Source organism: Peptococcus niger (assembly GCF_900101835.1).
Lineage (GTDB): Bacteria > Bacillota > Peptococcia > Peptococcales > Peptococcaceae > Peptococcus > Peptococcus niger.
The window spans coordinates 159,968-185,326 of the sequence record NZ_FNAF01000004.1; the positions used below are offsets into that span (position 1 = coordinate 159,968).

A 25,359-nucleotide genomic window follows, 5' to 3' on the forward strand; every position below is an offset into this window, starting at 1 on the left:
ACAAGCGTCAGAAAAAAAGGAGGCCTCATGATGTCTGCCACAAGCGAAAATAATTCTGATAAAGCCGTGGGCGTTCTCGTGGATTTGTTGATTGGTCCCCTTTTTGAGCGCCTGAAGCCACTAATAGACGATTACTTCGAGGATAAGTCTAAAGAAGACAGGGATCATGCTTGGCCGGAATATATTCAGCGGACTGATATAGAAAAATACACAGGTTTTTCTAAGTCCACTTTTGACCGCTGGGTGCGAGATGGCTTGCCGATTGTAAAAGGTGATGGTAATAACGGCCGTGTCATGGTTCGCTCAAGTGATTTACGGTCATGGTTGGATAAAAAAATGATTTAGGAGGATTACAATGCCTGAGGAAAAGCAAGACTTTACCGCTTATCTGGTAGACGAAAATGGAAATACAAAGTCTTACAATTTCGGCTCTACAGCTAATATTTCAGTATTTCTAACCGAGTGTGAGGTTGGAAGTATAGAGACTTATCGTGTGAGAAACGAGACCCTAGCAGGCTTATATATTTGCTGGGTAGACCCGGAAGCTAAAGAAAAAGGCCGAGAATATAATGCTGTTGGCAGCCGATTGGCCGGAGTTCCTGTTTATGGGAAGCTGCTTATGTGGCGGTCTTATGACGATAAGGCCTTGCCGATAAGGGAAAATGATATCAAGTTTTTAGAACGGATAGCCGCTCTTTATAGGGCGCAGTTAGTTAAGATAAATCGATCTAAAAGACGGCAAGAAAGGAGCCTAAAATGAGTGCGATAAATAAAAAAATGCTCCACACAGGTGGCCGCCAATGTGGAGCAAGAAAAAAGGTACTCCCTAGAATACCCGAAGACAGTATATCAAAAAATACGGCTTCTGATAAGCCTAAAAAAGTGAATATGGTGTCTAGCCCTTTAATGCTAGTCGCTCGGGTTTTATTTTGGGTTTCAGCCTTCATGTTTCTGTATTCTGCCTTGAGAGTAGATAGTTCTAGCCTTTCGCTTTTAGCTGGGCTAGGGAGAATGACTATGTGGGCCATGCTGGCAGCCATAGGAGTTCTGGGATTTGAAAAAGCAAAGATTAACTTGTTGAGGCGTTTGAGTAAGAGAGGTTGAAATATGGACAATTATACATTCGGTTTTCGTATAGACGAGCATGGCAACTATGGCTCATGGCGGTATCAAAATATGTCTGAGGCAGCAGAATATCTAACAGGCTCCCCTGATGGTAAATGCCGACTTATAGGACTGGCGCATAGTGACTTAAAAGATCGGTTTGTAGCCCTAATGCCGGAAGAGCCGGATAAGAGAGCAGATGTTAATTTAATCGGAAGTACCTTTGCCTTGGGGCTGATAAAAGGGAAAATGGTTGTTTTTTCTTATGGCAATGATGGCGTTCGGTCTGTTAGTAGGGCTGAAAATGATTATCTCAGACAAATTATTCAGGATATCACCGGTAAAGATTTTAGGTAGGGAAAGGGTTTTGAAAGAATGATTAAAGAAATGCTTAATGGTCCAAGTATTGTTCTTGATCCAGTGCTTTTTAGGGCCGTTGGTTTGAAAGAGGCTCTAGTTCTGCAAGTGCTTTCTGTGAGGATTGAGGAAAATAAAATAGCTGGTAGAAACTTCCAAAAGGGTAGATATTGGGTGGATAAGCCAATGCGTGAATGGCAGGAGGATGAATTTAGCTTCCTGACTTTTGATACGCTTAAAAGAACGTTTACCAGGCTTAGGGAAAAAGACCTTATTCTGGTTGATAAATTCAATTTAGATGGGCGGGATCAGACCAATTGGTACGCCGTGAATGAAGATAAATTAAAGCAGATATATCAAGAAACTAAAACTGAAAAAAAGAGACCGGTAAAGCGCTTAGGAGGAAAAAACCATGCAAATTAACTTTTTCCGTTTATTTAACGATTATGCAGATGCTATTGAAATGCTTGATGATAACGAAGAGAGAGGGCTGTTATTTACGGCCATCTTTGCCCACGTACAGGGTGAAGAAGTTCCTGAGATGGCTGAAAAGACGGAGCTTTTGTTTACAATGATTCGCAACCAGATTGACCGCGATGTGGAGTCTTTGGATGATTCAGCCTTTACAGATAAGGCGAAGAAAGTTTTAGTCAGAGAATATGGAGAAGAGGGCCTCCAGCTTTGGAGCAAACTCTCTGAATTTATTAATTCTCAGCCATATGCACGTTACAAATGCGAAGACAACCTTGATTGGGACTATCTGGCAGGTGAGCTGGAGCTTGATACAGACGAATGTCAAAGCATGGTATATATGCTTATGGAGCATGATATTATTGATCCGGTCTCATGGAAAACGGATAGCGAAATTATGCTCAGCTCTTTTTATTATAATTTTTCCGGGGGGTGCCTGTAATGTATAGACGGAGCTTTATTTTATATAGTGATTATGCACAGAAAATTGAAATGTTATCACGGCCTGAACGAGGCGATCTTTTTACCATGATTCTCCAATATGTCCGAGGGGAAGAAGTTATGAGTTCTACCGATTTGGTAATAATGGCATTCTATTTTATCCAGACACAATTGGACAAAGACTTTGCGAAATACAATAAAAAAGTGGTTTCAAGTCAGGAAAACGGTAAAAAAGGCGGCAGACCTAGGAAAGATGCTGTATATTTTGGCCCAATGAGTGCAGCTGAATGGATGCCGGGGTATGAAGCCGGGATGGTGCATTACGAGCCTCCGGAATCAGGGCCGCATTCGACAGTAGGCACAGCACATTCAAATAATTTAAGGCAAGATCATCAATTGCAAGATTATCAACCGTCTATACATAAGGAAAGTGAGAGTCAACACGGTGTAAGAAATGCAAACACTTATTCCTTTCCTAATTTGTATGTCGTAAAAGATAAGTCCATTGCTCCAAAGGTTACTCGTATTTCTGTTGATCCAAACGAATTTTTCGAGCAAGTTTGGGCACTATATCCGGTCAAGCGTGGTAAGCACCGTGTGTCCGATAAAAAGCGTAAGCTTCTTGCGCAATACAGTTTTGAAGAAATTAGACGGGCTATTAATCGCTACAAGGATGAAGTTTCCAAGTCCAGCTTTCAGAGAGCTTACCAGAACGGCTCTACCTTCTTTAACTCAGGTATTTTTGATTACCTTGACGATGCGTATGTTCCCGTAGAAGAACCCAGGTGGGCAGCAGTGGCTTCTGGTGACGGTAGAGTGCCTACAAATAGGGATTTTATTGGTCATACGCCGGAAGACTATGACGCTTTGGAGGAGTGATACCCGTGCAAATCCTAGATGCATGCTGCGGCAGCCGGATGTTTTGGTGGGAGAAGGATAGGAAGGATGTTATATTTCAGGATAACCGGTGCCTAGAAACGACTCTTTCGGATGGTCGTCAGCTCACTGTTAGTCCCAGTCATTTCGGGGATTTCCGCCGCATGGATTTTTCGGATAATACTTTTGATTTAATCGTTTTTGATCCGCCACACCTCATAGAAGCTGGGCAGAGCAGCTGGCTAGCACAAAAGTATGGTGTTTTGAATAGGGAGACATGGAGGTCTGATTTAAAGGCTGGTTTTGAAGAGTGTCTTCGTGTGCTAAAGCCCACTGGCACATTAATCGTTAAGTGGTGCGAGGAGCAGATCAAAACCAAGGAGTTTCTTGCAGCCATAGGAAGGAAGCCGCTTTTTGGAGATAAAAGAGCAAAAACAAGATGGATGGTTTTTGTAAAGGGAGTGTGAGGCTTGTGGAGCTACTTTTAAGCAGCTTAAATCTGTCAACAGGTGCATATAATGCTCTTCGTAGAAGCGGTATCCATACGATAATTCAACTAGTCAGCCTGTCAGCGGAGGAATTACTGAGAATAAAAGCTGTTGGGAAAAAACGCTATAGGGAAATAGCAAACGCTTTAGATAATGCGGGGATTAAGCATAAATTTTAGGAGGGTTACAAGGTGAATAAAATACTAATCATTGGTCGCTTAACCGCTGACCCGGAATTAAACTTCACTCAAAGTGGTAACGCTGTTTGTCGAGTGACGGTAGCTACAGACCGCGCCTATCAGGCTGAGGGTAGAAAGAATACGGACTTCATCCGGGTGGTTGCTTGGCGTGGTGTTGCTGAAACATTAGCTAAATATATGCACAAGGGTAGCATGGTCGCTGTAGAAGGTGAGCTGCATGTTGAATCCTATGAGGATAAGGAAGGCGTTCGCCGGATTAGTCCGGAAGTATTAGCTAATCGAATTAAGTTCCTAGACTACCGGGCTAAGGGTCAAAAGACACCTGAATCGGTTCCAGAAGTGCCGGGGGTAGAGGTTGGATATGATCCGAAAGACCTGCCTTTTGAAGAAGATACGGAGCAGGCGGAGCTGCCGTTTTAAGGCAGGAGGTAAGATATGACCATAAAAATTACCGCAGAGATTATGGGCGTTACTGAAATAAAAGTAGTGGCTCAATCTGAAGACCGGCACAATCGAACCATTTATAGGCAGGTCAAAGATGCTATTCAATCCTCAAGAGATGTTTTCCTAGAAACCTTTTACTATCCGGATGGCTGTAAGAAAGCCATAGAAAGAGTTGAATCGGGTCAATCGGAAAGCGTAACCGTACAATTTAAGGTAATCGTTGTAGAGTTTGTACCGAATGAGGCATGTAAAGATTTCCTCGGAGTAGGATTGGAGGGCACGGAAGATTTTCTTAATAAGGTAATTGATAATATGCAACAATCCATAGAGCTTAGTAAACGAATAAAGGTGTTGGGCTATCAAGAAGCCTCCTTTATTGGCGTTAATATCATCGAAAAAAACGATTTTTCTAAGCTTTTTGATGACTTTGAGGATAGATTTGAAAAACCTGTTTTTCAGGTGAGTTTAAGCGCAGAAGCTCAGATAAGACTGGATGTGTATAAGCAGATTCTCCGAGAATTCGAAGATTATCCAAACATGTCAGGGGCTAGCGATTTTGCTGAAGAATATGTTGAACGGATGTTGCGCTATTCTTTAATGGCTTCGGATCAGGTTGATATAAAAGCTCTTTCCTATAGCGACAGCTTTGAATATGATTGCTCAGAATTTCCGGGCAAGGTCCTAATCAGGGTGCCGGTGGATTTTGAGGCAGTAATCAATATAGAATGCAATCCCGGTGAGAGGGAGCGCTTTTTAAAAGAAAGGTCTGGGGAAAGCGAGGATTATGAAATAAATTATAGCCTGCTCGAAAGGGCTGAAAAGCTTCTTTCTTATGGGGAGAGTCTCGAAAATATAACTATTGCGTCACTAGACGGCATAAAAGTTCTTGATAAGGGGGAAAAGCGTGAATACATGGTTTGATTACGAAGGCATCATTGGTGCCAGTTACAAAGAAGTTCAGAATATTGCTGTGAACAACCCTGAAGATTTTTTCTTAAACCTAGGTGCCTATCTAAATAATATCTGTGACGCTTTTGACGATACAGCGGATATTCCTTGGGATAATCTCAAGGAAACCAAGCTCTTAGAGTTGCGATATAATCTGGTGCAATTAGCTAAAGCATCTACGGCTGCAATTGCTTTTTTAGATCAAAAAGAAGTGTAATCCTTAGCCATTAAAATTCTGGAGGTGATATATGTGGCAGTAAGTAAAAAGAAAATAATTGCTTTAACTTTCTTGGGTTTGGCTATTGGTAGGTGTGCCAGTGAACGGCGCAAAAGGCGAGCGTTTCTTCTAGACCGTTTAATTAGTAAGTGATAAATATAGCATATATTGCAGAAAGGAGGCTTTAATATGCCTAGTAAGAAAAATTTTTCGGCGGTGGTTTTAGTAGTAATGCTGGGGCTTGCGCCAATCTTTAGCATTTCGGCACAGGCAGGCGAGGCAACAATTAGCCATGAAAGCTCTGAAGTGTCAGTTGAGCAAGATGCTAGCCAATCAGATAAAAGCGTAAATCAAGATAAAGCAGCAGTTGTAGAAATGAGTGCTAATGAATTAAGAGGTAAGCTGGATAAAACATTGGCATATTACACGACAGCCACAAAGAGTGAATTTAGCCCTGTTGAAAAAGAGAGCTTAAAAAAGGCTGCCACGGTTATTGAGGAAGAGATCTCTACCGGCTCTCGTAAGGATTTAACAGCCTGCCGGGATACGGTTAGGGTTTTATCCGGCAAGGAACAATACGCCACGCTGGTGGCTTATAGAGAACTCCTGTCTGGTATGAAAGACCCGGTTCCGGAGCAATATGAAAAAATTACAGATGAACAATATAGCAAAGAGTCCGCCGGTGATAGGCATGAGACATCTGCCAATAAAGAAGGTAATGAAATGACTTCCCAGCCAAAGGACGTACAAGAAACCGATAAAAAGGACGAAAATAAACCTGCTCAGGAAAAGCAAGGCATAAAAGAAGGCACTATCGTGCTCACTCGGACAGATAAAGAAGGTTACGTCATTAAAGGTGCTGAAATCACTATCTGGGATAAGGATAATAAGGAAGTCTTTAAGGAGCTGACTGACGATAAAGGCCGGGTGTATTTTTCACCGGGTGTTGCAGGAACTTACACCTACCAAGAAACAAAACCTGCTGAGGGATATGTTAAAGACGATAAAAAGTATACTGTGAGCATTGATGCAGACTTCAATGTTGCAGGCGAAACAACGACGGCTACTGATGCTAAGCAAGACGGTTTTCAGACTGTAGCCGGACAAATAAATAGTGGTTCTTCCGGCGGAGCAGCAAGTGGCAATGGTTCCGGTTTTTTCGGTAATGGCGACAGCGTTCCGCAAACAGGACTTACCGACAAGGCAAAGGTATTTGGCGCTATTAGTGCTGTCCTCATTGCTTTAAGCGGTGCTTTCTACGCTATCTACAACAAATACGCTAAGAGGAATATCTGTCGTGGTTTCCGCTTCTAAATGGCTCTCAATAGCTTGTTTGCTATTAGCTGTGGTAGCTATATCCTTTGCCGGTTATGCCCATATGCAAAATAGAGAGGAGATGAATTTTGATAAAGGATTGGGCAAAGCGGTCACTCAACAAACGAAAGATTCTCTGTTGGATATTGATTTTGCAGCCCTAAAGACTCGTAACCCTGATACTGTGGGATGGATAAGGCTGCCAGGGACGGTCATTAACTATCCTGTCGTCCAGACTGGGAATAATAAGACTTACCTAGACAAGCGCTTTGACGGTCAGGCTACAGAATACGGTACTATCTTTGCTGATTACCGCTCAAAGATTTATTCCGGTAATAATATTATCCTATATGGTCACAATCAGAGTTATACGAACCCGGTTAAGTTTTCTCTATTGCACAAGTATTTGGATGAACCAAACTACGTTAAAGAACATCCTTTTTTTGAATTTTATAAGGCTGAGGGTGGAATTAAACGGCGTTACAAGGTTTTCTCAGCCTTTTTGCTAAATGCTAAAAACTCGGCTGAAGTCAATGCCGTATATAAAAATGTCGCGGATGAGGACTACCTAAGCTACCTCGAAGGATTAAAAAACAGGTCTGTTATTCAAACAGAAACAGAGCTATATGAAAATAAACAGGCGATAATCCTATCAACCTGCGCTAATCGGAGTAATGATGAGCGTGCGCTGGTGTGCTTGATTGAAATGTAGAATACTTAAACCTCGATGTTTAATATAAAATACAAACACATCAAAATGATAAAGCCAGGAGGTAAATAAAATGTCTAAACGAATAAAACATATTTTGCCTTTTGTTCTTATGGTTGCTTTTTGCTTTACCAGCATTTACCCAGCATTGCCTGCTATGGCTGGGGAGGCCCAGGGGACAGAAAGAAACAATCAAATTATTGAGCATTACCTGAACGGGGCCAATAAGAACCATTTAATGGGACCGGACAAGTATAAGGGGAAGTCAGACCAGGTGTCTGCGCCCAATATCAACGGTTATCACTTCAAAACTTACAACATCAATCAAGAAAACGTCTACTTATCCAAGGACCTGCCCTATATCGTGGGCTATCCCGATAAGACAGTCAAGCCCTTACGCTATATTTCCAGGGCCGAAGCAACGGCTATTTTCTATAGGCTCTATGATGGTCAATACCCTGAAAAGGCCAAGTCTTTTTCCAGTAATACTTTCCAAGACCTGGATGCCAAGGCCTGGTACTACCAACCGGTTAAGAAAATGTATGAGTCGGGCCTGGTTACCGGAAGCTATAACAAGTTCCGGCCCAATGACCCCATTTCCAGGGCAGAACTGGCCGGCCTGGCCGCCCGCTTTAATCCTGACCGCTTTGCAGGAAATAAGTCCAACAAGGCTGCCTTTTCTGATGTGAAAGATGGCCAGTGGTACTCGGATGCTGTAGCCTTAGGGGCGGCCAACAAGTGGCTCTCCGGTTATCCGGACGGGACCTTCAGACCCAATGACCTGATCACTAGAGCAGAAGTCATGTCGGTCATTAACCGGACCATGGACCGGCGGGTAGCCGGGCAGACCTTAAGGGAACTGAAAGTTTCCAATCCTTATACGGATGTGAAAACGAATGACTGGTTTTATCCGGACGTCCTGGAAGCCACAGTTGACCACAGGAACAAGCAAAAAGCCTGGCACGGGTCGGCCTATGACAAGCTGGACCAGGTAACTGAGGTCTATGTGAACACAGACGGGAAAGAAATTGCTGACCGGAAGGTCTACACAGGCGAAAAAGCCAAGGCCTATAAGAAGATCTTCGGCTTTAACTATGCTGGCTATGCCAAGCAGGTGACCTTTATCTATGAGGCTAATTTAAAATGGGGGTCCAGTAAGGACAAGGATAGACCCAGTAAACCGGATAGACCTACCCCTGATAAACCCAACCCGGGAACTAGCCAGGATAAGGTCACTTTAAGCTTTAACCCGGGTGACCTGTCTGATACGTCTATGCCTGAGGCCCTTACAGCAAATCCCGGAGGGGATGCCAGCCTACCGGACCTGCCCAACTTTAATAATAAGTATTACGACTTTGCAGGCTGGAAGTTAGACGGTAGTGACCAAGTTCACCAACCTGGTGATGTCGTTCCCATGGCTAAGTCTATGACGGCTACCGCCCAGTACAAGGCCAAGCCCTGGGGGACGGCTGTTAATTCTATTTATCCCACCAAGATTAAGTTTAACTTAGACCTGCCCAGTGTGCCTGTCGGGGATATTAATCTTCATATTCATTATAATAACAATGGAGACAGTGGGGATAGAGATTACTCTATAAGCTCTAACGGAACTAATCAGTACGAAACGATTTTGTATGGTTTACCCTATCAAGATATTTATCGTTTTGATATGACGGTTTCCTACAAAGACAAGGATGGGGTTGAACGAAAGTCGAAAATCGACCATAAGCATGTCGTTCGAACCTTTGTTTATAGTGAAAATATTGCCTATAATCAAGACTTCCTTGATTTTAAAAGCTGGATGCCTAATACGAAGTATACCTTTACTTTTGTAAGGGACGGCAGTAGTGAGATTTTACACCAAGAGTCTTTTTCGTCTAGTAAGCTTAACGAATATGAGCGCTTTCATTTTACTAAAGATGGCCAACCCTTTGTTATACCTAGGAATACGACTATCTTTGTTGACTTTGAAGCGGAAGAAGATGGGACAACTTATGGAAATCGACTCATATATGGAGCAGATACGCCCTCTAAAATCGGTCCGAGTACTGGTGATAAGTCCATGTAAAAGTACACCTATGAAGCAATTTCCTTTTGGGTAAGGGACGACCATTTTGTTGAGCCTTATTTTACAGTCATGTCTGAAAAACCAAACACAGAAATTACTGTTAAGGTTTTCAGAGGCGGTGAGGAAATCTTTACCCAAAAGGCAACTTTAAATAAGGTCGATGAGTTTCAACAAGTTTATTGGGCTGATGGATTTAAGCCACAAGATGGTGACTTGCTTTGTTTTGATGCTTCGTCCGGCCCTGATGCAAATAATGTAATTTATAGGACTGATGAAGACCAATCTATTATGATTGCAGTAAGACAGAAAAGCAAAAGGCCGGAGATTTAAAGAAAAGTGTTGTCAAGACGTTAACTAAAAATCAGTCGCAATGAAAGGGATGATAAATCTATGTTAAAAAGAAAAATAGCCATATTACTGGCTTTTGCCTTGTTGGTTGGAAGTTCTGTTTCACCGGCAAATGCCAAAGAGCCGGACCAAAATGACGAAATCTATTACTGGAAGGTCTATTCAACGGATATCGCACCGGGTGAAGAAGACCAAATCGAGTGGATTAACTCAACCACCTGGCACGGTATTGGATTTTCTTGGGCTAGTTATTGGGATTTAGGATATGACAGCATAAAATTTACTAAAAAGTGGGGTGACAACTATGTAGTCGGTTCAAATGCAAAGAAATTAAGCGAGAGGAAGGTTGGTGACACTTTTTACTATCTGAATGATGGGCATCAGGACAATCATGAAAGACGGTTAGCTAGAGGCGGATGGCCACTTGCAAAGTGTACCATTACGAGCGTTCAACCCTTTGGCGATGGTTCTAGCATGTATAATGTAGATACATCTTGGGTACAGGCCTATAAGCATATTGGCTATGCCCGGTCCTATGATAAAGATATGTTCAAAAAATATGAACTGGATAAATATTGGGATCACCCTACCGATTTTAGTCTGTATTTTCAAAGAATGAGTGAAGCGCCAACCGGTGATGTCACTTGGGTCCAGGACGAAGGTTTCCAAAAAGACCAAAAAGATAGTGAAATTGCCACGAGTATTAAAGTCGCCGGTCAACCTAATTTGACTTATCGTGAAGGGGACAAGTTGGACCTTAGCAAATTAGCTGTGACCCTGACTTATAAGAATAAAAGTAAAAAGGTCGTTCCCTATGCCGACTTTGATAAGTATGATCTGACCACTAATCTTGAAAACGGAGACCCCCTTTATATAAATAGAGACAATGGTAAGACTATTAAAGTTCGTAAAGGGTCTTTGAAAACAGAAACTGAGCCTTTAGTTGTTAAAAAGGCACTGGACGCTTCTAGTCCGGCCAAGGTAAACCCGGTTCATGAAAACGATAAGAAAGTCTCAGGCCAAGGGGAAACCGGGGCTAGTATCATGATCAAAGACCAGGACGGTAATGTTATTGTTAACACCACTGTCGATAAAGAGGGTAATTGGTCTGCAAACCTGCCTGAAGACAAGACACCTACCGAAGGTGGCAAGCTTACTGTAACGCAAACGGAAACAGGTAAAGCACCGACAGACACGACCGTTACGGTCGAGAAGGCTTCAAATACTTCCAGCGAGCCTCAAGTAAACTCGGTCTATGACACGGACAAGTCGATTTCCGGTAAAGGTGTTTCAGGCGCTTCTATCTTGATTAAGGACGACTCAAACAATACTATCGGTCAAACCAAAGTTGACTCTGCCGGTTTCTGGGAAGTTAATCTGCCTGATGGTAAAAAACTTGCTGAGGGTGACAAGCTTACTGTAACTCAGACCGAGGACAATAAGACGCCTACTAAAGTGACTAAGACCGTCCAGAAAAAGGAAACAACTAAGCCTGACAAACCGAATGATAAAAATCATAAAAGCTCCGGCGGGTCATCCGGTGGCGGGTCCGGCTTTGTTCCGAGCAATACCGACAAGAATAAAACGACAGATGGCGATAAGAACAAAGATAACAAAGACAATAAAGATAACAAGCAAGATAACAAAAACAAAGACAATAAGTCTAGCTTGTCCGTTAAAGATTTAAACACTCGTGACCACTACCGTTACATGGTGGGCTATGAAGATAAGACCTTTAGACCTAATAAAGAAATGACCCGGGCTGAAGTGGCCACCATGTTTGTAAGACTCTTAGACAATAAGTCTGCGTCAAGTAGTCAAGCTAAGTCTTTCAAGGACGTCAAGGCCAACGACTGGTACGCTGACTCTGTGGCCTACGCCAGCTATCGGGGGATTGTCTCCGGTTACCCGGATGGAACCTTCAAGCCGAACGATCCTATCTCACGGGCTGAGTTCGCCTCGATTGCTGCCCGTTTTGCTGACCTGACCAAGACAGAACCCCTTAGCTTCTCTGATGTGGCCAAGGGCAACTGGGCCTATAACAGCATTGCCAAGGCGTCGAGTCAAGGTTGGCTCTCCGGCTATCCTGACGGGACCTTTAGGCCCAACAATAAGATTAACCGGGCTGAGGTGACCTCAATCACCAACCGGATGCTGGGGCGAAAGGCTGACCTAGACTGGATCGCCAAGAACCCAGGTCAAGTTGTCTCTTATAAAGATGTGGATAAAGACGCTTGGTGGTATGGGGATATCATGGAAGCCAGCAACGGCCATGACTATGACAAGGCCGGTAAAGCCAAGGTTTGGACCCGGTTAAACCATAAGTCTTTTGCTTAAAAATTGGGATAAGGTTGTTTTCCCTGATACGTGTGTTAAATATCGCAGGAAGGTGCTTACTCCTGAAATCTGTTCTAGGTTATATGACTTATTGCATGTCATAGCCGTAAATAAGGGGTTCACTGTTGCAGGCTGTAAGGTTGGAGAAACAGATCATGTACACTGTTTTGTTTCTGCTCCACCCAAAATATCTGTAACACAGATAGTAAAGTATCTCAAGGGGATAAGCGGTAATATTTTACTGAGAGAATTTCCCGAGATACGCAAATCCCTCTGGAAAGGACAGCTTTGGAATGGTTCTTATTTTTGCGAAACTATAGGGTCAACATCTGAAGAAAATATCCTCAAATATATTGAAAGACAAGAGAGTAGTCAGTTATGAACAAAGCAATAAAATACAGACTATACCCCACTAAAGAGCAAGCCATTTTGTTCTCAAAGACTTTTGGCTGTTGCCGGAAGGTCTATAACCTTATGCTTGCAGATAAAATTGAAAGTTACAAGCTCACTCAATCATTCGGAAATCAAACCCCTGCCATGTATAAAGCAGAGTACCCCTATCTCAGGGAAGTAGATAGTCTTGCCCTTGCAAATGCACAACTAAACTTACAGCGGGCAATGAAGTCCCATTTTGATAAAAGTCGCAAAAGACTGAATGGCTTTCCGAAATTCAAATCGGCAAAACGCAGTAGAAAGTCATATACAACCAATAATCAAAAGGGGTTGTAGCTGTATTGGAAAAAGCCATTAAATTGCCAAAAATTGGTAGAGTAAAGGCCGTCATTCATAGAAAAGCTAAGCCTAACTGGAGTTTGAAGTCTGCTACCATTTCTCAAGATAGAGACGGGAAATTTTATGCCTCAGTTCTCTATGAGTATGAGAGCCATATTATCCCCATTCCTGTGTCAGATAACGCTGTTGGACTGGATTATGTCTCCAGTGGACTGTATGTTGATGACAAAGGAAACGTTGGATCTAATCACAAATACTATCGGGAAAATCACGAAAAACTTGCTAAAGCACAACGAAAAATATCCAGAATGCAAGGAGCTAAAAAAGGTGAAGAAAAATCCAACAATTACATGAAGCAACTTATCAAGATCAATAAAATCCATAGGCATATTGCCAATCAACGCCTGGATAATCTCCACAAATTATCTACTGAGATAGCCAATCAGTATGATATCGTTTGTGTCGAAAGCCTAAATATGCAGGCTATGTCTAATAAAGGCTTTGGTAACGGTAGGGCGACCTTGGATAATGGTTACGGGATGTTTCTTAATATGCTGGCCTATAAGTTGTCTGATAGGGGCAAACACTTTGTCAAGGTTGATAAATGGTTTCCATCTAGTCAGATATGCCATGCTTGCGGAAGGCGGCACCCTGAGTTAAAAAACATCTCCATTCGTACAATAATGTGTTCTTGTGGGCTTATCATGAGCCGCGATCAAAACGCAGCTCTAAATATTAAAATTGAGGGCCTGTGCTTACTGAAAATGGCATGAGTCATATACTTGGTAGGCTAGGAACTAGCCAAACCTAACGCTTGTGGACATCGTGTAAGACTTACTAATACAGTCTGTATCAATAAAGCAGTGATGATTGAAGCAAGAAGCTCGGTAACTTGTTGCCGAGTAGTTCACGGATGTTGTATAGAGAGGAGGCGTGTCTTCCATATGAAAAAATTAAAAACATTCCTTGTTGCAACCCTATGTGCTATTTTAGCTCTAACTGGCTATGTTGGGGCGAGTACGGACCTTCTGACTTTATTGCATGGACAGCCCGATAAGACAGTTCAAACAGACCGATGCCTTGGTGATAAGGCAAAAGAGTTCCATATCTTAGGTAAGCAGCCAAAGGCTACCGGAGAGTATGTAGATCAGATAACTACAGCTAAAATTGTTCGTGTTGTAGATGGCGATACCCTTCTTGTAGAAATAAAAGGGGAAGAATACAAGGTTCGTCTGATTGGTGTAGATACCCCTGAAGTGTATGGCAAGGCTGAGTTCTATGGTAGAGAAGCCTCCGATTACGTCAAGTCCTTGCTTCAAAAGGGGCAAGAGGTTTACCTGCAAAGAGATGTATCAGATACAGACCGGTACGGCAGGCTATTGCGCTATGTGTGGCTGGAAAAGCCGATTGTAGATACTCTTAGTCGAGCAGATGTAGAGGCCGGTATGTTAAATGGCATCCTCGTAAGTAAAGGCTATGCTGCTCCGGCAACCTTTCCTCCGGATGTGAAATATGAAGATATTTTTGCAGCCCTAGGGGAGAAACCTAGAGAAGAGGGGATAGGCCTTTGGAAAAAGGCTGAAAATAGAGAAACGGGAAAAACTGTAGCAGTAGTATAAAGTAGTATGAATAGAAAGACCGCCGGTCTATGTATTACATAGGATTGGCGGTCTTTTTGTGGAAGTGAGTTGAGTATCAAAAAATTGGCGTGTATAATATATAAAATAATTAGTATACGTCCTTTAGTAGATTCTGTTTAGTAGGAAAGGTGATGGTTTATGAAGCTAAAAGAATGGGCATACCTTGGTGATTATCATTTTTTTAACAAAAAATTAGAAGCTTTGACTACCGAGGAATTACCTCCGGAAAAATGGAGCTATGCTGGCAAAAGTGATTTTGGTATTTTGAGAAGCTACCTTTATTTTACCTTTGAAAAGCTTTGGGAAGAAAGAGAAAAGGCTGATGAGTCCGATAAGCAACAATTTGTTTATATGGATAATGAAGGGGCTTGCTTTAATACTGGGTTATACGATAAAGTGTGGCAACCGATTTATTTTTGTTGTGAACGAAATCCTATCGAGGGTTTTCAGCCTTGGCGCTTCAAAGCGTTTTATAATAGTTACACAATAAAATTCTCTGATATATCAATCAATGAGGCGTTTACGCTTAAAAGGGCAAATTATTTTGAAAATCCTAGTGCATTAATTTTTGATGTAAACCTTGATATCATTCCTCAATGGGAACATATACTTCATGATGAAGAAAATTTTATGAGAATACCGGAGAATCTAAGGAATAACGGAAAGGAGTTTTGCCAAAATCTCATTACAGGGGCGATTGATTCAATGAAAAAGCGTATAGAAGCTAATTATAAGACTATCGTTCCTCAATTATATCGAGGGAAGATTCAGCTGTTAGCACCATTATATTTAAGTAATCCAGATAAACCTGATTTAGCGTTGGTTTTGTCTCTAAGTGAAGATAAAACCGTATATTTTGGTCATACTTGTTTAACTACTGAAATGGCATATAATAATGCCAGACTTATTGCGCGCCCGGATAGTTATTGGTTACAGCCATAGATTGTTTCAAAAGTATTGACTTTGTTTAACATTTTCAATATACTAAGAGAAGAGATATGCTTTAAGAAATTTTGATAATATTTGCTGTGTTTGATAATATTTGTTATGTTTGATAGTATTTGTTGTGTTTGATAGTATTAAAAAAGCCTGCTGTTATGCACATTGTGTAAAATAGCAGGCTTTTTTATGCCTTGCCGTCAATAGTTGGGGTTACAAAAAGGCTTGGATTCTGGGAGAGCTCTGAAAATAGAGAATACGGGAAAAACTGTAGCAGTAGTATAAAGTAGGTATCAATAGAAAGACGGCCGGTCTATGTGTTGTTGACAATGTAGTTACATTGTATTAAAATAAAGCCAAAAGGGGTGATATTATGGCTCAAACAACTATAAGTGTCCGGATGGATGATGAGTTAAAGAAAAATTTTGATGGAGTTTGTAATGAACTGGGCCTAACGATGACAACGGCTGTAACGCTTTTGGCTAAGAAAATGACGCGGGAAAACCGCCTGCCTTTTGAGGTGTCTATTGATCCCTTTTATTCGGATGAAAATATAGACCGGCTGAAACGCTCTATTGCTCAAATGGAGTTGGGTAATAGTGAGGTTCATGAGGTTGATTTTTATGATAAAGTCTTGGACTGATGCTGCTTGGGAAGATTTTATCTATTGGACAAAAGAGGACAAGAAGACTTTAAGGCGAATATTACTATTGATCAAGGACATAGATCGGAACGGATATGATGGCATTGGTAAGCCTGAGCGGTTAAGCGGCGATCTTGCACCTTATTGGAGCAGGCGGATTGATGCGGTTAATCGACTTGTTTACCGCGTTGATGGTGATGTCATTAAGATTGTTCAATGTGGATCACATTATAGAGATAAGTAGGATGAGGTTTTAGCGTTTATTAAGCCGGTTTGCCCTCGGTGTGTTGGAGCACGCCGGGGGCGTTTTTTTGTGTTATTAGTAATCTTTACATTCCTGCAATTGAATTTTTGTGTGGTAAACCATAAAGTAGAAGTACAAAAGATAACTTGTGAAGGAGAAACACTGGGTCCCATAATGGGGTAAGCACTTCGGTGCCGAGAATTCCTACGTGTCTGGGGTTATCTTTTTTTTATTCTTCCTTGAGAACTGTATGAACAGAAAGACCGCCGATCTATGTAATACATAGGATTGGCGGTCTTGTTATATGCTATTGTTGTGAAAGCTCGTCAATGAGCGGCTTTAGAGATTCTGAATATGTTCCATGTAGTTTATGATATTCTTCATAGCATTGTTTTGCATCAAAAAGCAGTTTATCGTAAAAAACAATACGAGCAGAATAGCTTTCTAAGGCTCGACAACATTTTTCAAAATCTATTTCAGGCCAATTTTGAGCTCCTAGGACCAAGACGATTTCATAATTTTGAGGTTGCTTCAATTCTTGTAGGCACTTTGAAAGGGTTCTATCGTATTTTGAAACTTGACTTATCAAAGTGCCAATATCGGGCTTTACACTGGAACGCTTTAGTTCGACCATGACGAATTTGCCGGCAACCGTTTGATAAAAAACATCAAACCGGCCTTTTTTTTCTTTATCGCTCAAGTGGTCAAAAGTTTTCTTTAAAGCAGTTGGTATGCTTTTTTCCATGAATACAGTGTCTTGGCTATAGTTCCACGTTGGGTCTAAAAGCCATAAGTTTTTTGCAAGGTGTTTTTGCAGTACTTTTTCAAGGTCATTTTGGTCAATAGCTTTTTGGAATTTTTCAATGATAGCGAGCCGTTCTTGAACAACTTGCGCATAGAAAAAAGTTTCCAGCTCGTGTAGGGAACTAAAAATAAGCTTTAAAGCGTCTAGATTTTTGTCGTTTATTGTAGAAATTTCGCTAAGGCGATCTTGGTATTTTAGCTTTTCGAAAGCTAGAACACCGTATTTTAAGATTTCTTTTTTCTTATCTGTTTCTACGGTCAGAGTGTTTATATGGCCTAAGAGGTCTTCAGCATATTTCCTTGTATCCGGGGACATCGCTTCAAGCCAATCCCTGACCCTTGGAGAATATTCCTCAATATCTTCTATAGCCGTTTCTTTTCGATGACTATTCCACTCATTTGAAATTTGTTTTAATGTTTTTTGCAAAAAACTTACTAAAAGTGTGAATCTAGGGTCAGAGTGGTTAAAGTCCTGTCTATCTGTTGTGGCAATATCACTCTCTTCATCTAAATCAAGAAAGTCTGCTTCAATTTCTCCAATAAGATATTTTGTATAGAGACCACCTTCAGGGTAGTCGCCTAAAATATTTTCAAGGGCCACCTTTCCCCGTACTATTAGAGATATCTTATTGAGATTTTCTGCCTCCCCATGAAAGTGCTTTTCGGATAAATCACCGGACGACTTCGCAGAGCCAATCCAACCTTGGATAGTATATTCATCATTAATTTTGTTATCTAGGAGGAAGTGTTTGGCGTTGAGAGCCTTATCTGAGTTGTCGCCAAAATCCCAAAGGCAGTCTAGTTTTGAAAAGTATTGACGATCTTTAATTGTGATTTCGACATCATTAACAAACACTTGAAAATTTTTTTCACTGCCAATAATGGAAAATCGACGAGCAATGCGGGTTTTCAAGTATTCTGCTGTCTGCATATTTATATTTTTCTTTAGTTGGGACAAGCGGATGGTGGTGCCTTCTACTTCTGGAGTTTCGTAGCTACCGCATTCAAGCGGAAGGGGATGGTATTTTTGTTCACCATCGCCTTTAATGGCATTCTCAATATCCTTGGTGCTTAGCCGCAAGGCTTCAATATTATTGCCTTTTTTGGAGATAATATCAATGCAGTCTGCTATTGAAAACATAGAAAGCTTTCCGATGCCTTTACGCCCCATTACTTTACGTTTGAATTTTGGTGTAATTCTTTCGTTATGCTCTCTTTTAGCATATCCGACAGTTAAAAATTTTTGATTGATATCATCTCTGTCCATTCCGCAGCCATTATCAACAAGGGTTATTGTTTTATTGCTCCCATCGCCTTCTAGGTTAATCTTTACTTTACTTGCATCAGCGTCCCATGCGTTTGCCACTATTTCCGATAATACAGCTGGTACATTGCTGTATAGGCTGATTCCAAGATGGTTGAGCACATTTAAATCAATGCTCATTTCGTACGGATATGTGCTAGACATTGGTTTGCTCCTTCAGGTGTTCTTGTATAGAATGTCCAATATATTTTCCTAGGAGGGGAGGAAGGGCGTTCCCGATTTGCCTTGCAAGAACCTTAATAGACGTTTTTCCCTCTGGTTCAAGGAAGGGGTAGTCTACTGGAAATGACTGCAATAAAGCACCTTCTCGTATTGAGATTGCTCGATCTTGTTCAGGATGCCCATATCTTCCAGTCCCATAATTGTTAAACTGAGTTGTTAGGGTGGGGGCTGGCTCGTCCCAGCTCATGCGACCATAGACAGAAGTGTATGTTTGGCCAGACGTCCGTTTGTAGCAATTAGGAAGTAGTTTCGCTGGCCAATCCCTCCAAGTACCGCCCGGGGTAGAATGTCTGATCCTTTCGAGGTTTGCGTTGCCAAGAGATGAGCAGGTGTGCAATGGATCAATGGGATCCGTTTTTCCAGCCATCAAGGGCGGTAATTTCGAGATTGTGTCTGCAACAGTGACGTGCTTTTCGGGATACTTAGCAAATTGGATATCCCCTAACAAAGAAGCTAAAAATATCAATCTGCGGCGCCTTTGGGGTACGCCTACCGTAGCTGCATCAATTATTTTGTAATTAACCGAGTAACCAAGCTCTTTTAGCTGGCCAACAAAGTGCTCAAAGATATCCTTTCGCTCTAGGTCTGGTACATTTTCCATAGAAACGATATCGGGGTGCATCTCTTCTATTAACCGTAAATACTCGTTGAGCATAGGCCAGCTTTTATGTGTCATCCGCTTATGCTCTTGTTGGAGTTTGGAAAACGGCTGACAAGGAGCACATCCAGCTAGAACAGTGAAGTCAGCATTGAGAAAGTATCTGTTTAGATGATCTCCTGTAAGCTGGGTAATATCTGCCAATAGGAAGTCAGCGTGATTATATGTCTCATAAGCGTATTTGCAGGAGGGATCCAAGTCAATTCCTGCAACGACATTAATGCCGGATTGGTTAAGCCCACAGGTTAAGCCGCCAATGCCACAAAAAAGATCTATTGCTTTGACCTTCAATGTTGAATCCCCCTTTCTTTAACAAAACACCCAAGAAGCCTCCCACTTCAAAAACTTATAGTTTTAAGTGGTAAGTAGTTGGCTCAATGACACTGTTGTTTTGGTATATTTGTACTTGTTCTTCATGAAATATATTATATCATCAATGTAGATACTAGGTGAAATAGTATCTACATTGATTTGAAAAAGAATGGGCTATCAGCTTCACGGTTAAAACCGTGGGTTTTCTCGCCCATTACACTATAACAGAAGTTAGGAATATGAACAGCAAAACTTGCACACATAAGAGAAAAACATATACCTTGAGAATTAATCGGTGGACAAAAAAAACAGATAATTGTTGATGCTGATAGATGAACATGGTAATATGATATATGAGTAATCCTTGATAGGTCAGTCAACTACCCACCACTTAAAACCATAGGTTTTTGAAGTGGGGGACTTCTTGGGTATTTTATTGAAAGGTGGATAGTTTTTCAGACAAGGTTTACTATAAATAATTAACACATCACAATGTTGGTATTTAAAATCAATTTAATGGTAAAGTCAAGAACTTTTGGAGGTGGTCGTATGGTTCTGACTGGTCCCTAGTTTCTCTTAATTCAGGATATAACGCATAAATATCGGAGTTTCCCCAAAAATGATTTGCGCAAATTTTTTTTAATTAAGGGAGGCAATAAAGATGCCAAAAAAAAGTAAACTAAAGCGGTTTTTAGCCGCAGGCTTACTTGCTTCATTTTGTCTGACAAGTATTCTATCGCCTACTGCAAATGCAGCAGAAACAAAGAAGGCTTTAGCTGACGATACAAACAAGACAAAAATGGTGCGAGTAACCGAAAACTTTGTAAACGGCTCAGGCGGTAAAGAACTGGCTGAGTCCAAGCAGTACAACGATGACAACGACCGGGACGTTAGAGAAGAGAAAATCCCGGGGTATGTATTTAAAACCTACGAAAAAGAAATCACCAATGTGTACCTCACTAAAGATATTCCGTATATCGTAGGGTATCCGGATAAAACAGTTCGCCCTTTGCGCTTTATCTCACGTGCTGAGGCAGCAGCTGTCTTCTATCGGCTATACGATGGAGACTATCCCAAAGAAAGCAATAGCTGGTCAAAGAAAACCTTTACAGACCTAAATGCAGATGCTTGGTACTATGAATCTGTCAAGCAAATGTACAAGAGCGGTATCATTGCTGGGTCCGAAGGAAAATTTAGACCGAACGAGCCAATCACTCGTGCGGAGCTTGCAGGTTTGGCCACGCGCTTTAATCCGGAAAAATTCGGTGGAAAAAAAGAAGAGCGTGGTGCTTTTACCGATGTATCTACCGGGAAATGGTATTCTAGCGCTGTAGCTCTTGCCGCAGCCAATAAATGGGTTAGCGGTTATCCGGATGGTTCTTTCAAGCCGAATAACTATATTACCCGGACCGAAACCATGTCCATCATTAACCGGGTATTAGACCGGCAAATGACTACCGAGAAGCTTCGTGAGCTGGGTGTGAAAAATCCCTACACGGACATCAAGGAAGATGATTGGTTTTACGCTGATGCCCTTGAGGCCACCATTGACCACCGTAAATCTCGCAAAGAGTGGCACGGAATGGATTACAACAAGGGCAAGGTGAATGTCATTATTGAGAAGTACGTAGATACTGAAGGTAATATCATTCGCAAGAAAAAGGTAAGTGATGGCAAGGAAGTTAAATCCCCGAAAGATATTGTTGGATTTGACTATGTTGGCTATGTTAAGGTTCTTACCTATGTTTACGAAAAAGGGGTTCCTATTCCCAGCGTAACCAAAACATCTGATGCAGAAGGAAAGGACGCCAATGATGCGAAAGCCTTCTTCCCGGGTGATGAAGTTACCTATACGTTGACGGTAAAAAATGATAAGAAGGCCAACAGTCCTATTCAAAACGCAAAGCTGTACGATCCGATTCCGAAATACATGACTTTTGTAGATGGCTCGGTTACTGTCAACGGTAAAAGCCATGACTATGGAATGAAGAACTACATGGTCAGTAAGAAGGATAAATTTGTACTGGCTGAGGCTGAAAAAACAGGTCAAAAACAGCTGGAAATTGCTCTCGGTGATGTGAAAGCCGGGGAAAGCAAAACCGTTCAATTTAAGGCTCGCATTGATAAAGACGCCTTTAATAAAGAAATTAAAAATATCGCTGTTTTAACTGGTGATAACATTGTCGATATGAAAAGTGCCAACCAGTTGGATCCGACTTTAGACAATGATAATCCGGACAAAGACCCGAAAGGTGATCCGAATAAGCCACTTCCCAATCGTAATGATTCAATCCCGCCTGGAATTGAAACCGGCGACAAGGGCTTTGTCGTTCAAGAGGGAAAAGCATACCTGAATATTGAAAAGAAAGTAGATAAAAAGGATGCTGAGGTTGGCGATACGGTAAAGTACACCATCAAGGTAGAGGCTGACAAAACATCTAAAACCAAGGCAAAAGCTGTGGTCGTAACAGATACCCTCCCTTTCGGCTTAGCCTTTAAGCCGGGCACGGTTCAGATTGACGGCAAATTCTTTAATGAGGTTGAATACAATGACCAGACCCGGGAACTCAAGGTTCCGGTAGGGGACATTGATATTGAAAAATCTAAGACGGTTACCTTTGATGCTGATGTCACAAAAGATGCTTTCAATGTTGAATTGAAAAACGTAGCTCTTGGGAAAGGGACCAACACTGACCCCAAAAAGAGCAAAAACGATACCGCTATTACCAAGGTAAAAGATGGGAAGGCCTATCTCGATATCTCTAAAGAAGTCAATAAGAAAGAAGCTAAGGTAGGAGATACCCTGACCTATACCGTTAAGGTTAAAACAGATGGCAAGTCTAAAAATGACGCCAAGGGCGTTGTTGTAACAGACCCCATTGACCCGGCCTTAGATTTTGCAGGCTCTGTCGCTGTAGATGGCAAGGGCCATAGTGACTTCTCCTATGATGAGGAGGCCCGGCTTCTTACTGTCAACCTCGGTGACGTGAAGATTGACCAGACCAAAAAGGTGGTCTTTAAGGTCACTGTTAATAAGACTGGGTATGGCAAGGGAGTAGAAAATATTGCTTCCGCAGAAGGGACCAATGCCGAGCGAGTTTCAAGCGGCTCTAAGGTCTCTAAAATTGACGAAGGCAAGGCTAACCTCTCTATCCAGAAAACAGCCGACAAAACCGAAGCCAAGGTAGGAGACAATTTAGACTACACCATTACCGTTGCCAATGACGCTAACGCAGAAGTAGCAGCTAACAATGTGAAAGTCACGGACCCTATCCCCCAAGGCCTTGAATGGGGCGGTATCGCCACCATTGCTAAGACAGACGCCCAAGGTAAAAGCGAACCTGGCGTAAGTGCCAAGTACGTGTATAACATGAAAACAGGCGTTATTGAAGTCCTAGTGGGCAGCCTCTTGCCAGGCGAAAAAGCGGAAGTCGTTTTGCGTACCGTAGTTAAAGAAGCTGCTCAAGGTAAGACCATCTACAACAAGGCAACCGGTACTGCTGATAATGCCAACCCCAAGGAAGCAGAGGTCAACCGGCCTACTGTAGTAGAAAAGGGCAAGGCTGACGGCAGAGTAGGGGCCAAGTCTGTTAATAAGAGCCAAGCCAAGGTAGGAGACACCCTCTCTTACGAAATCGAAGTAGCCAACAGCCCTAGTGCTACCGCCGACTGGGAAAACGTAACCATTACAGACCCCATCCCGGAAGAACTGGAATATGTTGGTCACCTCGAAAAGAACGGTAAGGGTTCCAACGACGGCTCCTTCGACAGCAAGACCAATACCCTAACCCTAAAGCCCGAGGCCCTCAAGCCCGGTGAAAAATCTGTCTACAAATTTGACGTTAAAGTCAAAGAAGCAGCAGAAGGGAAGACCATTATTAACGTGGCAGTCCTGAAAACCCTCGGTGAACCTGACCGGAACCTACCCTCTACCCCGGTAGTCGTACCTGAAGGCAAGGCCGGCCCCTATGTACTCAAGACCCACGACCAGGATAAAGTCGGAGACCTTGAATACCTCACCTACACCGTAGAAGTAGGTAACCGGGCCAAGAATGCCACCTGGAAAAATGTTACCCTGGTAGATACCCTGCCTTCCGAAGTCCAGCTCATTGGCCAGCCCACCCTACAAGGGAAAACAGACGGTGAAGGCCTAGCCATGGTCGGTGGTAGCACAGTGACCCAGCCCATTGGAGATATTGCTCCCGGTGAAAGCGTAAAAGTGACCTATACTGTCCAAGTGAAAAAGGGAACAGCCAAGGAAGTCACCTACAAGAAAGGTACCTCTGAAAGCGAGTTAGACAAACTCCGCAGTCAATATGCTGTAACCTTGACCAACACCGCCAATGCCACCGGCAGTAACGGTACAGCAGGTGCGACAGACGATAAAGTGAAAGTCCCCCCAGTATTGGTACCGGAAGAGGGAGGGGGTAACGTGCCGGGTAAATTCCAACCCAACAACGACCAACCTACCCTCGAAAAGACCGCCGAAAAGAGAGATATCAACCTCTCCACCAGAGATGGCGCTAGAAACACCTACACCATTAAGCTAACCAATACCACAGATAAGGTCTGGAAAGACATTAAGGTAACAGACGTCCTGGATACCTCTCGACTGACCTTCTACCGTGATAGCCTCACCATTAATGGCGTCCCTAAAGCCTGGGGGACAGACTTCAGCTACAAACCCAATGGCAGCTCCATGTTAGATACCCTCACCATCCCAGTAGGCGACATCCAGCCTGGAAAAGCTGCTATCATCCAGTTCAAAGTTCTCCACGCCAACGACGGAGCAGACAAGCCCTACGTTAACCAGGCCACAGCAGAAAGTAAATCCCACGATCCTGTAACCGGAGACGTAACCGTTAGCTTCAATAACCCACAACCCGTCTCTAAGATCCACCACGTCCTGTCTGCCGGATACACAGATGGTACCTGGGGACCCTACGCAACCACAGATAAAAACTTCCTCTCTACAGAAGAAGCAGCCGCCTTTATCGCCCGGTCCATTACCGCCGAAAAAAGGCAAGAGCTCATGCAGGGGAGAGACTACGCCAGCAACACCCTCACCCTCAATAACGCCTGGGCCAACAACGCCGTCCGTTTCATGATCGGCATTGGCGCCCTCAAACAATACGAACTCCTGCCAACCCCACCCCTGGAAGAAAACCGAGACTACGTTCAGTTCGGTACAGAGAACGCCCAGTTCCGCTTTGTAGCCACCCGTAACCAAATTGGTCGTATGCTCAAAGCCTGCGGCCTCACCGGCCTACCCGGCTATGACTACAGCACAGACAGAACAGGCACCCGTCTCAACCGCCTAGACTTCATTAAAGAACTGGAACAAATCACCGGTCGAGATACCCAACCCAACACCAACGGTCTACCAACCCGGACTTTCTCCGATACTAGAGACCCAGCCGTAACAGAATCCGCCGTATGGCACAACTACGTCCTGGATAACCAAGACAGAGAAGTATGGATTGCAACAGACCTGAATAAGACCGTATCCATCTAAGAAA

27 protein-coding genes are annotated in these 25,359 nt (G+C 42.6%); 25 read left to right on the forward strand and 2 right to left on the reverse strand.

The window, feature by feature from the left end; genetic code table 11:
- The first annotated feature begins 27 nt into the window (after nucleotides 1–27).
- The 24 genes from BLQ16_RS04835 (at nucleotide 28) to BLQ16_RS04945 (ending at nucleotide 16,520) form a co-directional block, all read left to right on the forward strand.
- Nucleotides 28–345, forward strand: coding sequence for a helix-turn-helix transcriptional regulator (locus BLQ16_RS04835; RefSeq protein WP_144019661.1), 318 nt, complete (start codon nucleotides 28–30; stop codon nucleotides 343–345).
- Nucleotides 346–355: 10 nt separating this feature from the next.
- The gene (locus tag BLQ16_RS04840; protein WP_091791619.1) at nucleotides 356–760 is read left to right on the forward strand and encodes a hypothetical protein; all 405 of its coding nucleotides are present in this window, start codon (nucleotides 356–358) and stop codon (nucleotides 758–760) included.
- Nucleotides 757–1,104, forward strand: coding sequence for a hypothetical protein (locus BLQ16_RS04845; protein ID WP_091791620.1), 348 nt, complete (start codon nucleotides 757–759; stop codon nucleotides 1,102–1,104). The genes BLQ16_RS04840 and BLQ16_RS04845 overlap by 4 nt, the downstream gene beginning before the upstream one ends.
- 3 nt (nucleotides 1,105–1,107) lie before the next feature.
- The gene (locus BLQ16_RS04850) at nucleotides 1,108–1,461 is read left to right on the forward strand and encodes a hypothetical protein (protein ID WP_091791621.1); all 354 of its coding nucleotides are present in this window, start codon (nucleotides 1,108–1,110) and stop codon (nucleotides 1,459–1,461) included.
- A gap of 18 nt (nucleotides 1,462–1,479) precedes the next feature.
- Nucleotides 1,480–1,884 carry a hypothetical protein gene (locus tag BLQ16_RS04855; protein ID WP_091791622.1) on the forward strand — a complete coding sequence of 135 codons (405 nt, stop codon included), beginning with the start codon at nucleotides 1,480–1,482 and terminating at the stop codon, nucleotides 1,882–1,884.
- On the forward strand, nucleotides 1,874–2,374 hold the full coding sequence (locus BLQ16_RS04860) for a DUF6291 domain-containing protein (RefSeq protein WP_091791623.1): 501 nt from the start codon (nucleotides 1,874–1,876) through the stop codon (nucleotides 2,372–2,374). The genes BLQ16_RS04855 and BLQ16_RS04860 overlap by 11 nt, the downstream gene beginning before the upstream one ends.
- On the forward strand, nucleotides 2,374–3,252 hold the full coding sequence (locus BLQ16_RS04865; RefSeq protein WP_091791624.1) for a DUF6291 domain-containing protein: 879 nt from the start codon (nucleotides 2,374–2,376) through the stop codon (nucleotides 3,250–3,252). The genes BLQ16_RS04860 and BLQ16_RS04865 overlap by 1 nt, the downstream gene beginning before the upstream one ends.
- A 5-nt stretch (nucleotides 3,253–3,257) precedes the next feature.
- Nucleotides 3,258–3,716, forward strand: coding sequence for a class I SAM-dependent methyltransferase (locus tag BLQ16_RS04870; protein WP_423230818.1), 459 nt, complete (start codon nucleotides 3,258–3,260; stop codon nucleotides 3,714–3,716).
- Nucleotides 3,689–3,916, forward strand: coding sequence for a DNA-directed RNA polymerase subunit alpha C-terminal domain-containing protein (locus BLQ16_RS09915; protein ID WP_091791625.1), 228 nt, complete (start codon nucleotides 3,689–3,691; stop codon nucleotides 3,914–3,916). Before BLQ16_RS04870 ends, BLQ16_RS09915 begins: the two co-directional genes overlap by 28 nt.
- A gap of 12 nt (nucleotides 3,917–3,928) precedes the next feature.
- Nucleotides 3,929–4,357, forward strand: a complete 429-nt coding sequence (locus BLQ16_RS04880; protein ID WP_091791626.1) for a single-stranded DNA-binding protein — start codon at nucleotides 3,929–3,931, stop codon at nucleotides 4,355–4,357.
- A gap of 15 nt (nucleotides 4,358–4,372) precedes the next feature.
- Nucleotides 4,373–5,302 carry a hypothetical protein gene (locus BLQ16_RS04885; protein ID WP_091791627.1) on the forward strand — a complete coding sequence of 310 codons (930 nt, stop codon included), beginning with the start codon at nucleotides 4,373–4,375 and terminating at the stop codon, nucleotides 5,300–5,302.
- Nucleotides 5,286–5,546 carry a hypothetical protein gene (locus BLQ16_RS04890; RefSeq protein ID WP_091791628.1) on the forward strand — a complete coding sequence of 87 codons (261 nt, stop codon included), beginning with the start codon at nucleotides 5,286–5,288 and terminating at the stop codon, nucleotides 5,544–5,546. The genes BLQ16_RS04885 and BLQ16_RS04890 overlap by 17 nt, the downstream gene beginning before the upstream one ends.
- Before the next feature lie 189 nt (nucleotides 5,547–5,735).
- The gene (locus tag BLQ16_RS04895; protein WP_091791629.1) at nucleotides 5,736–6,860 is read left to right on the forward strand and encodes a prealbumin-like fold domain-containing protein; all 1,125 of its coding nucleotides are present in this window, start codon (nucleotides 5,736–5,738) and stop codon (nucleotides 6,858–6,860) included.
- Nucleotides 6,844–7,572, forward strand: coding sequence for a class B sortase (locus BLQ16_RS04900; protein ID WP_091791630.1), 729 nt, complete (start codon nucleotides 6,844–6,846; stop codon nucleotides 7,570–7,572). Before BLQ16_RS04895 ends, BLQ16_RS04900 begins: the two co-directional genes overlap by 17 nt.
- A gap of 70 nt (nucleotides 7,573–7,642) precedes the next feature.
- Nucleotides 7,643–9,637, forward strand: a complete 1,995-nt coding sequence (locus BLQ16_RS04905) for an S-layer homology domain-containing protein (RefSeq protein ID WP_091791631.1) — start codon at nucleotides 7,643–7,645, stop codon at nucleotides 9,635–9,637.
- A gap of 69 nt (nucleotides 9,638–9,706) precedes the next feature.
- The gene (locus tag BLQ16_RS04910; protein WP_091791632.1) at nucleotides 9,707–9,967 is read left to right on the forward strand and encodes a hypothetical protein; all 261 of its coding nucleotides are present in this window, start codon (nucleotides 9,707–9,709) and stop codon (nucleotides 9,965–9,967) included.
- A gap of 60 nt (nucleotides 9,968–10,027) precedes the next feature.
- Nucleotides 10,028–12,322 (forward strand): S-layer homology domain-containing protein, encoded by a 2,295-nt coding sequence (locus BLQ16_RS04915; RefSeq protein WP_091791633.1) that lies wholly within the window; start codon nucleotides 10,028–10,030, stop codon nucleotides 12,320–12,322.
- Nucleotides 12,315–12,704: an IS200/IS605 family transposase gene (tnpA, locus tag BLQ16_RS09920; protein ID WP_091791634.1), complete on the forward strand. Its 390-nt coding sequence runs from the start codon at nucleotides 12,315–12,317 to the stop codon at nucleotides 12,702–12,704. The genes BLQ16_RS04915 and tnpA overlap by 8 nt, the downstream gene beginning before the upstream one ends.
- Nucleotides 12,701–13,051 carry a helix-turn-helix domain-containing protein gene (locus BLQ16_RS09785; RefSeq protein ID WP_242868951.1) on the forward strand — a complete coding sequence of 117 codons (351 nt, stop codon included), beginning with the start codon at nucleotides 12,701–12,703 and terminating at the stop codon, nucleotides 13,049–13,051. The genes tnpA and BLQ16_RS09785 overlap by 4 nt, the downstream gene beginning before the upstream one ends.
- 5 nt (nucleotides 13,052–13,056) lie before the next feature.
- Nucleotides 13,057–13,827, forward strand: a complete 771-nt coding sequence (locus BLQ16_RS04925; RefSeq protein ID WP_242868952.1) for an RNA-guided endonuclease InsQ/TnpB family protein — start codon at nucleotides 13,057–13,059, stop codon at nucleotides 13,825–13,827.
- A gap of 171 nt (nucleotides 13,828–13,998) precedes the next feature.
- The gene (locus BLQ16_RS04930) at nucleotides 13,999–14,673 is read left to right on the forward strand and encodes a thermonuclease family protein (RefSeq protein WP_159427987.1); all 675 of its coding nucleotides are present in this window, start codon (nucleotides 13,999–14,001) and stop codon (nucleotides 14,671–14,673) included.
- Between the two features lie 159 nt (nucleotides 14,674–14,832).
- The gene (locus BLQ16_RS04935) at nucleotides 14,833–15,636 is read left to right on the forward strand and encodes a DUF3825 domain-containing protein (RefSeq protein WP_091791636.1); all 804 of its coding nucleotides are present in this window, start codon (nucleotides 14,833–14,835) and stop codon (nucleotides 15,634–15,636) included.
- Nucleotides 15,637–16,006: 370 nt separating this feature from the next.
- Nucleotides 16,007–16,276 carry a type II toxin-antitoxin system RelB/DinJ family antitoxin gene (locus BLQ16_RS04940; RefSeq protein ID WP_091791637.1) on the forward strand — a complete coding sequence of 90 codons (270 nt, stop codon included), beginning with the start codon at nucleotides 16,007–16,009 and terminating at the stop codon, nucleotides 16,274–16,276.
- Entirely contained in the window at nucleotides 16,257–16,520 is a 264-nt protein-coding gene (locus tag BLQ16_RS04945; protein ID WP_091791638.1) for a Txe/YoeB family addiction module toxin, read from the forward strand. Before BLQ16_RS04940 ends, BLQ16_RS04945 begins: the two co-directional genes overlap by 20 nt.
- Nucleotides 16,521–16,827: 307 nt before the next feature.
- Here BLQ16_RS04945 and BLQ16_RS04950 read toward each other — a convergent pair whose 3' ends face one another.
- Both BLQ16_RS04950 and BLQ16_RS04955 read right to left on the reverse strand, forming a co-directional pair.
- Complete coding sequence (locus BLQ16_RS04950; protein ID WP_091791639.1) at nucleotides 16,828–18,792, reverse strand: BbrUII/HgiDII family restriction enzyme; 1,965 nt, start codon at nucleotides 18,790–18,792, stop codon at nucleotides 16,828–16,830.
- On the reverse strand, nucleotides 18,785–19,819 hold the full coding sequence (locus BLQ16_RS04955; RefSeq protein ID WP_091791640.1) for a DNA cytosine methyltransferase: 1,035 nt from the start codon (nucleotides 19,817–19,819) through the stop codon (nucleotides 18,785–18,787). Before BLQ16_RS04955 ends, BLQ16_RS04950 begins: the two co-directional genes overlap by 8 nt.
- Nucleotides 19,820–20,501: 682 nt before the next feature.
- Here BLQ16_RS04955 and BLQ16_RS04960 point away from each other — a divergent pair.
- Nucleotides 20,502–25,355 (forward strand): isopeptide-forming domain-containing fimbrial protein, encoded by a 4,854-nt coding sequence (locus BLQ16_RS04960; RefSeq protein ID WP_091791641.1) that lies wholly within the window; start codon nucleotides 20,502–20,504, stop codon nucleotides 25,353–25,355.
- The last annotated feature ends 4 nt before the right edge of the window (nucleotides 25,356–25,359 follow it).